At 57.3% G+C, this 7330-nt stretch carries 6 protein-coding genes; 4 read left to right on the forward strand and 2 right to left on the reverse strand.

The genetic code is table 11. The annotated features are described in order from the left end of the window. Positions 1 to 1433 precede the first annotated feature (1433 nt). Positions 1434 to 2159 carry a hypothetical protein gene (locus tag ACLBXP_RS25140; protein WP_447670572.1) on the forward strand — a complete coding sequence of 242 codons (726 nt, stop codon included), beginning with the start codon at positions 1434 to 1436 and terminating at the stop codon, positions 2157 to 2159. 513 nt (positions 2160 to 2672) lie between these two features. Here ACLBXP_RS25140 and ACLBXP_RS25145 read toward each other — a convergent pair. Then, entirely contained in the window at positions 2673 to 3398 is a 726-nt protein-coding gene (locus ACLBXP_RS25145; RefSeq protein WP_447670573.1) for a recombinase family protein, read from the reverse strand. A gap of 159 nt (positions 3399 to 3557) precedes the next feature. Between ACLBXP_RS25145 and ACLBXP_RS25150 the strand changes: the two genes are divergently transcribed. From ACLBXP_RS25150 to ACLBXP_RS25160, 3 genes are all read left to right on the forward strand, one after another. Continuing rightward, positions 3558 to 3869, forward strand: coding sequence for a helix-turn-helix domain-containing protein (locus ACLBXP_RS25150; protein WP_447670574.1), 312 nt, complete (start codon positions 3558 to 3560; stop codon positions 3867 to 3869). A gap of 991 nt (positions 3870 to 4860) precedes the next feature. After that, positions 4861 to 5721, forward strand: a complete 861-nt coding sequence (locus ACLBXP_RS25155) for a hypothetical protein (protein WP_447670575.1) — start codon at positions 4861 to 4863, stop codon at positions 5719 to 5721. 9 nt (positions 5722 to 5730) lie between these two features. Then, entirely contained in the window at positions 5731 to 6630 is a 900-nt protein-coding gene (locus ACLBXP_RS25160; protein WP_447670576.1) for a nucleotidyl transferase AbiEii/AbiGii toxin family protein, read from the forward strand. Here ACLBXP_RS25160 and ACLBXP_RS25165 read toward each other — a convergent pair. After that, the gene (locus tag ACLBXP_RS25165) at positions 6627 to 7124 is read right to left on the reverse strand and encodes a hypothetical protein (RefSeq protein ID WP_447670577.1); all 498 of its coding nucleotides are present in this window, start codon (positions 7122 to 7124) and stop codon (positions 6627 to 6629) included. The two genes, ACLBXP_RS25160 and ACLBXP_RS25165, sit on opposite strands and share 4 nt — an antisense overlap. Positions 7125 to 7330: the final 206 nt, after the last annotated feature.

Here is a 7330-nt window from a genome sequence, read left to right on the forward strand (position 1 = left end):
TGTACCGCTACGGTTGACGCCTGATTAACGAGGCCCGACAACAGGGGCTTGGCCGGCTCATGAGAGTCGGGGTGGAGAAGCAACCTACGCCGTACCCGAAACGACGAACGGCCCCATCCCGGCAAGGATGAGACCGTCCAATAGGCGCTTGCGGCACCCCACAGTCCGTAAGATGCCTTCCCAACACCCGATACGTCAATCGGGTGAGCGCTCCCGCTCGGCAAAAATTCGTTCGACGAAATTCGAACGAAGCCTACCCGATGCGGGTCGCGGTGTGGATCGTCGTTTCCCCGGTACGGCCCGAAAGGGCCGAACGTGTACGCAGACCAATTACGCGCTGCCATCGAGCGCGCACCAAGAGATCGTCTGCCCGGCATCGTCCAGGCGATCTATGCGGCCTACCAAGCGCAGCAGATCACCGACGCGGACCTAGAGGGTCTCGATGCGGCGGTTGCGGCCAGGAGGGCTGTAGCAGCCGTGGCGCCGCCGCCTCGGCGTCAGGTGGGATCGAGACCCAGGACGGGTGCCTCGATGGAGCGGCGCCGTCGATGGGCAGCATCAGGCCGCCTACCGCCGCAGATCGCGTGCCAATACACTCTTGGGGAAGTGGCTGCTCTGGCTGTCGTAGCGGCTGAAGTGGCCCGACGCGGCGACTGCCGAATGACCATCGCCCACATCTCGGCTGTGGCTGGTGTCAGCCCAAGCACGGCCAAGGCAGCGCTACGCCGCGCTCGCAAGCTAGGTCACGTGACGATCAAGTTCCGTCCACGACCCGGTGCGCGACACGACGCGAACATCGTCGACATCACGGCTCCTGAGTGGATCGCATGGCTTCGCCTCGCACGCCGCAACCCAGCCTATCACAGAGCGACAGGGGTCAAATTCGCAGCCACATCACATACAGGTAGATCTAGTCCGGCACCGTCGCAGCCAGCGACCTCGTCGAAAAAGGCTGCCGAACGGGCATCTCACCAACCTCGGTGCCCAAGGCGGTCACCGGGGGAATCGTCATGAAGGGCTGAGCGGCACCAGTCGACGGGATCTCGTGGTGTTCTTTGAGAGCTTCCGCAGATCAGCACCGTGCTCGCAGGAGCATGGCCGGTGCCACGTGCGTGGGCACGTAAATAGTGACACCCGCGGCCGGCCTCCGGCAGGATGCGGCTCTGTCTTGGTTCCCTGTCCCCATGCCCCGTCAACAACACTGCACACAACACCGCCATCGCTTCGGCCGTCTGAAATCCAGCCTACGGTTCCGGTCGTCGACTTCGCGAGCCGCCCTGGCGCTCGTCTCGCGCCTGCGAAAATGCGGCGGCCCGAAGTGGGGGTATCGCTACACGTGCCGGACCGTGGCGTGTCCTGCGTGTCGTGACCGCTACATCGCCAACCAACGAAGACAAGCCGTCACGCGGTTCGAGGCATCCTCGAACCAAGAGATGGCGTTCGTGTCGCTGACTCTTGGTGCTGTCCGAGACGTCGACGAGATCGGGCGGGTCATGTCCAAGGCGCGAAAAGACCTGCGAAATCTGGTCGATGGTCGACGTCGATCCTCCCGCGCGTGGGATTCGGTCGAGGTGCTGCTGTGGCTGGAAACCGATGCCTTCGATGCAGCGGACTACGCGCGCCTAGGTCCTGACAAACGTGCGCAGGTCGCTGAGTTCACGCCGATCTTCGACGGCCAGGACGGCGTGGTCTGGCTGCCGTCGCTGCATGGCGTGGTGCGGTTCGGATCACTGCTCGGCCTCGGAGAAGTTCGAGCAGCATTTGAGAAACAGTGGCCCGGTCACAATCAGGTCAATCTTAGAATTTTTGATAAGAAAAATACCGTAGAAGACAACTTGTCTGTAATACTCAACTATTCAATGAAGCATGTTTGCACGACCGATTACTATGATTTTGAAGAAGGAGTGGTGGATAGCCGAGAGTGGGAAACAGCTTGGCTTGGATTGTACTATGAATGGCTATACAGGTGGTCCAGAGGGCACCAGTCGACGCGGATCTCCATCAAGAAGAAGCGTGTAGAAGTGCTTGCTGGCGAAGGTATAATTGCTACTAACGAGAAGAATAACGACTTATACGAGAAAGAAAAAGAGCTTGATGTTCTTCCATTTGTATGTTCATTTAGTGTTTTACCTATAGACTATTATTACTGGAAATCATGAGTAACTTTATCGAGTACGTAAGAAGTCTCCTGAATGGAGATCTAGAAGTTCAAGAAATAATCAATCGACATACATTTACTGGCGTAGACAGCGTTGCTATGAAAGTAGATATGAACGATATAGTATCGGATTACCGAAGAATTATTGTGGAAAATCGATGCCAATTACAGACGAAGTCCAAGTGGCGTCGACGTGTGCTTGAAAGGAGGGGTCTTGAAGACGTAGATTGTGTCGTGTTCGAGTTCGAGAACACGTCCGATGGAGATGAACTGCGCGACTTCCTCGCACTACGGCGCTGGTGAGGTTACGCTCCGGTCATTGTTTCGAGCGGGCTGAAGGTCTCCGAGTAGGTGTTTGCCACCGCGAATTGCTCCCGTTCTGATACGGGGCTCGCTTCTGAGGAGGAGTTTGGTAGCTGTTCGGACGGACTTTCGAGGTGCCTAGGGGCTCGACGATACCGTCCTGGGTATCTTCTTCAATGATCTCGACGAGGCGCATGAGGGTATTTATTTGCTACGGCATCGTTGTGGATCCTCCGCTTGCTCGCTCAAGGATACGTTTGACCTGGGTGGCACTCCAGGTCGTAGATCCACGTGGGGTCTTGATCCCTCGACGGGTCAACTCGGCCGCCAGTTGCCGCAGCGAAGCTCGGCTCGCACCCTGAGCCTCCCCTTGGATCTCACGGATGGTCGGCGCGATGTCCTCGGCCCTCTTGATCGCCTTGGTGGAGCGCGCAGCGCGGCTTGCCGCAGCGCCCGTCTTGTGGATCTCAGCCGAGTTCGAGCGTCGACCACCAAGGCTGGTGCCACGCGCCTTGGCGGCAGCAAGTGCCTTACGTGTTCGGTCTCCCACCATTCCAGCCTCTAGCTCCGCAACAGACACCATTTGGGTGAGCAGGAAGCGGCCGGTCGGCCCTTCAATCTGAGGCAAATCGCAGAAGCGGACCTCGACCCCAGCCTCCAGAAGGCGCGACAGGAACGCGACCGATCTCGTCAAACGCGAGACGTTGGCAACGATCAACGTGGCGCCCATAGCCCGGCATTGAGCCAGTGCCCTGTTCAGAGCCGGTCGAGTGCTGGAGCGACCACTCTCCGTCTCGACGACCTCAGGGGCCAGCCTGAACTCAGACCCGGCCAAGAAGGTGCGGATCGTCTCACGCTGAGCATCAAGACCCAGTCCCGAAGCTCCTTGCGAGAGCGTCGAGACCCGCAGGTACGGGACGTAGGTGCCACTCGCCATCACCAGCCTGCTGCCTCGGATCAGGAACTGCTACGTTCGTTGCAATAAATGATACACTCTGGTTTCCGGGATTCATATGCCTTTCCAGGAAATTTTCTGAATCCAGCTTTTTTGGTGGAAATCCGTGATATGTAATGCTTTCAGGAAATAGGAGGCATCATGTCGATCACACCCGTTCAGGTCAGGATGGCCCGCGCCGCCTTGCGATGGTCCGTTCGAGATCTGGCTCAGAAGGCCGATGTGTCGGTCGAGACCGTGCAGCGTGCTGAGAGAAGTATCGAGGACATCCGCACCCCTACCTGGGGCGCGCTCCAACGAGCATTTGAAGAGTCTGGGATTGAATTCCTTGTTGGCTACGAAGCCGTGGAACTGCATGATGATCCCAAAGCCGCCGCCATTGCTGCTGATCCCTCAATGCCTCTAGGTATTAGAAGAATTTATTCTCATGGGCGAAGCGGTCCGCCGGCCTGAGGCTGAGTGGGAGATACCTGCGAAACCGCGCTCTTATAGAACAATGTCCATTGCAGAATAGACAGATCGTTCTATAATAGCGGGTATGGATGCGAGCGATCTCCGAACCGCCCTTACTTCCCTTGGAATCACTCAGGCCGATCTGGCTCGGCTTCTGAGGGTCACGCCTCGCGGCGTGAACCTCTGGTTTCAGGGGGAACGGGACGTGCCGGGACCGGTCGCGGCATATCTCAGCCTGCTACTGTCGCTGCCTCGCGCACTTCAGGTGCAGGAGTTCGGTCGCCTCACAGAAGGAACTACTCGCGTGGAAGGTCTCTATTCATTCGCGTTCCAAGGGAGCGCAGGCGCAGGCATCGGTGCCTTGGTTCTCATGTCCGGTCGCGTCTTCGGAAGCGACGGTGGTGTCACCTATGACGGAACCTACGAGCCCAATCGGGGACGGCCCGGCTACCTGGATTTGAAGTTGAAGCTGACGGTTCCGCCTGGGGTCGCTCTAGTGCAAGGCATCCCGGCGCAGCCAGTCCCCTACCAGTTCGATGTAGCAGCTACAGTGCCAGCACGCGGCAGTGAGGCGATCCTCGTTGCGAACCCGTGGAGCCCAAATGAGCCCGTCGTAGTGCATACGCAGTATCTGAGGGACGTACCTCCCGAACTCGCGTCTTGATCGCTGCCTACGAAAATCCGTGAACGCACAGCATCAGGAAGGGCTCATAGGCACATACCACAAGTCATTGTAAGGACAGGGGAAACCGTCAACTTCTCAGTATCGCCTACGGCTTGTCCTGAGGACAAGCCGTAGGCGATACCAGATCGATCAAAAATCGTCAAGGGGTTTCAATCACTTATTCCGATGCGAAGCACCTTGACAAAGCTGTATGGTGGCATCACATGTCCTTAGGACATGTGATGCCACCATTGAGGTGCTGTGGGTTCGCTTTCGCGATTGTCTATTGCGGTTATTGAAGCGCTTCGTGAGCGTAGTCAGCCCGTAGTGACCAGCTATGAGCTATTCCGCCTTATCTGGGACATTTACGAGAACCCTGATAGCTATCCAGTCAAGGTTGTCCGTAGGGTGAGTGCGCCCGGCGCTTCCCAGTATGGCAAGGTTGTCTATGAACTCGGCGCAGAGCGTCTCCTGCGCCCGGATCCCGACTTCGGCACTTTCTATGTGCAGGACACCCGCATCCGAGTCTTCCGCGTTTCGGACATACCCGATGCGCCAGCCGAGGATATTGCTTGCCTCGTCGATCCCTTCGCCTTCGTAGCCCATCTCTCCGCTATGCAGCGATACGGTTTAACTGTTCGCCAGCCTACGGTTCTAACGCTCGCGACACCCGGACCAAAAATCTGGGCCCGACGTCGCGACGAAGTAATGATGAATGACTACGGATTTGATCTTCGTAGTGCGGAACTGACTTACTTTAAACCCTTGCAAGCGGTCGACATACCAGACCGGTTACGTGGTCGATCTACCAGGATGCACCACACTACGCGAAATTACCGTTCGCAAAAGATTGCGGAGAGTTTCGCTCGTCTAATAGAAATTGGTGATTTGTTTGTCCAGATGCTGGACAATCCAGAACTTTGTGGTGGAATGAACCATGTTATAGAGACATGGGAAAACCATTCTGACATATACCTCGACGCTATAGTTTCTGCTGTCGAGGACGCTCCAACAGATATCATCAGGATACGGGCCGGCTACATCCTTTCAGAACGCATAGGTGTCTACGACCCCCGCATTGAAAGCTGGAAACGTTTCGCGCAACGTGGCGGCTCACGTAAGCTTGACCCATCGAGTCCCTATGAGGCTGTGTTCTCAGAGGATTGGATGATCTCCCTCAATATCTGAGAGCCTCAGGTGTCTACACCCCCTGCTGATGTTGTTCCCCTCGATTTGCCTATTATATCCTGGGTTGAAGCTGCTCGAACTGATCCAGTTGGCCACAGGCGTCGTCAAGTCACTCACATACTACTCTCCGCTATAGGTCTGACTCCCAAACTGAGAGAGGCAATGCTCCTCAAAGGAGGGGCGCTGATGATGCTCGGTTTTGGTAGTCCACGCGGCACTCAGGACGTAGATTTCACAGTTACAGACGATCCAGAGCCGTTTGCATCCCAATTGAAGATGCGTCTCAATCCAGCCCTTGCACGTGCTGCGGCGACGCTAGGTTATGCAGATCTATTCTGCCAGATCCAGCGGATAAAGCGTCAGCCTCGACCAGAGATGTTCGAGGAGGCGATGGGACCAGCCCTCAGTCTCACCATCGGGTATGCTCGACGGGGTACAAACGAGGAGAAAAGGCTTCTCGAAGGCCAGTCTACCAATGTTCTTCAAGTAGACCTCTCGTTTAGGGAACCAGTTTTAAACACGACCGAAGCGACGCTTGGAAAACCTGATCTTTTCATTCGCACGTATGCATTTGAAGACGTCGTTGCCGAGAAGTTTCGTGCTCTTCTCCAGCAACCTGATCGCAATCGAGCACGACGCCAAGACGTGTTCGATCTCGCTTGGCTCGCGAGGACCGTAGATCAGCCTGTTACCGACGAAATGCGAGCCAAAATTCTGATGGCTCTCATCGAGAAATCTGCTGCCCGGGGGATCACCCCCTCGATTACCTCCATGGACAATCCTGAGATTGCTCGACGCGCAGCCTCTGAGTGGGGTAGCCTTGAGGCTGAGTTGGAGGGCGAGCTTCCGCCTTTCGAGGAAGCCTTCGCCATCACCAGAAACTTCTATGTGTCTCTGCCATGGGCTTAACCAGCTAGTCGGCGCCACCAAGACAGTGGCGCTACCCGTTCTGGAATACGTGTCGCGACTCCATGCCAACGGTCTCGGTCGCGCTCTGCCGCGACGAGAGCAGCTTGTAGAGCCTCGACCTGAACGCTGAGCACGTCACGCGTTGTGGCAACTGAGTCGCGGTCTGAGGCCCGGGTCAGGGCCACTTCTAGCTGTGCTTCAAGACGCTCAATGTGCCGGGTCAGCACCGTCGTCACGTCCGGGACAGGTACCACCGGCTGTACCGGGTCAGTATCTGGCACCTGCGCCGGAGCATCAGGAGGTTCCGTACCAGGGGTCGAACCGGTGTCGGTCTGATTGTCGAGGACGTCGACCGGTACCCCGATCCGCACCTTGCCATCGTTGCCCGGCTGGCGTGCCCAACGCTTCCGCTTAACCTGCTGACGTGCGCTTTCACGCTCGATACCGAGGCGCTCCGCGATCTGCTCGTACGTTAACCAGACTACGTCATCCATGCCGGTACGTGCTCCGGGTCGGGCCCGGCGGATGTCCCGGTACACGCTCCGGGACCGATCCAGGGTCGGTCCCGGAGCGTGTACCGCTACGGTTGACGCCTGATTAACGAGGCCCGACAACAGGGGCTTGGCCGGCTCATGAGAGTCGGGGTGGAGAAGCAACCTACGCCGTACCCGAAACGACGAACGGCCCCATCCCGGCAAGG

This window comes from Methylobacterium sp. A54F (genome assembly GCF_053346035.1).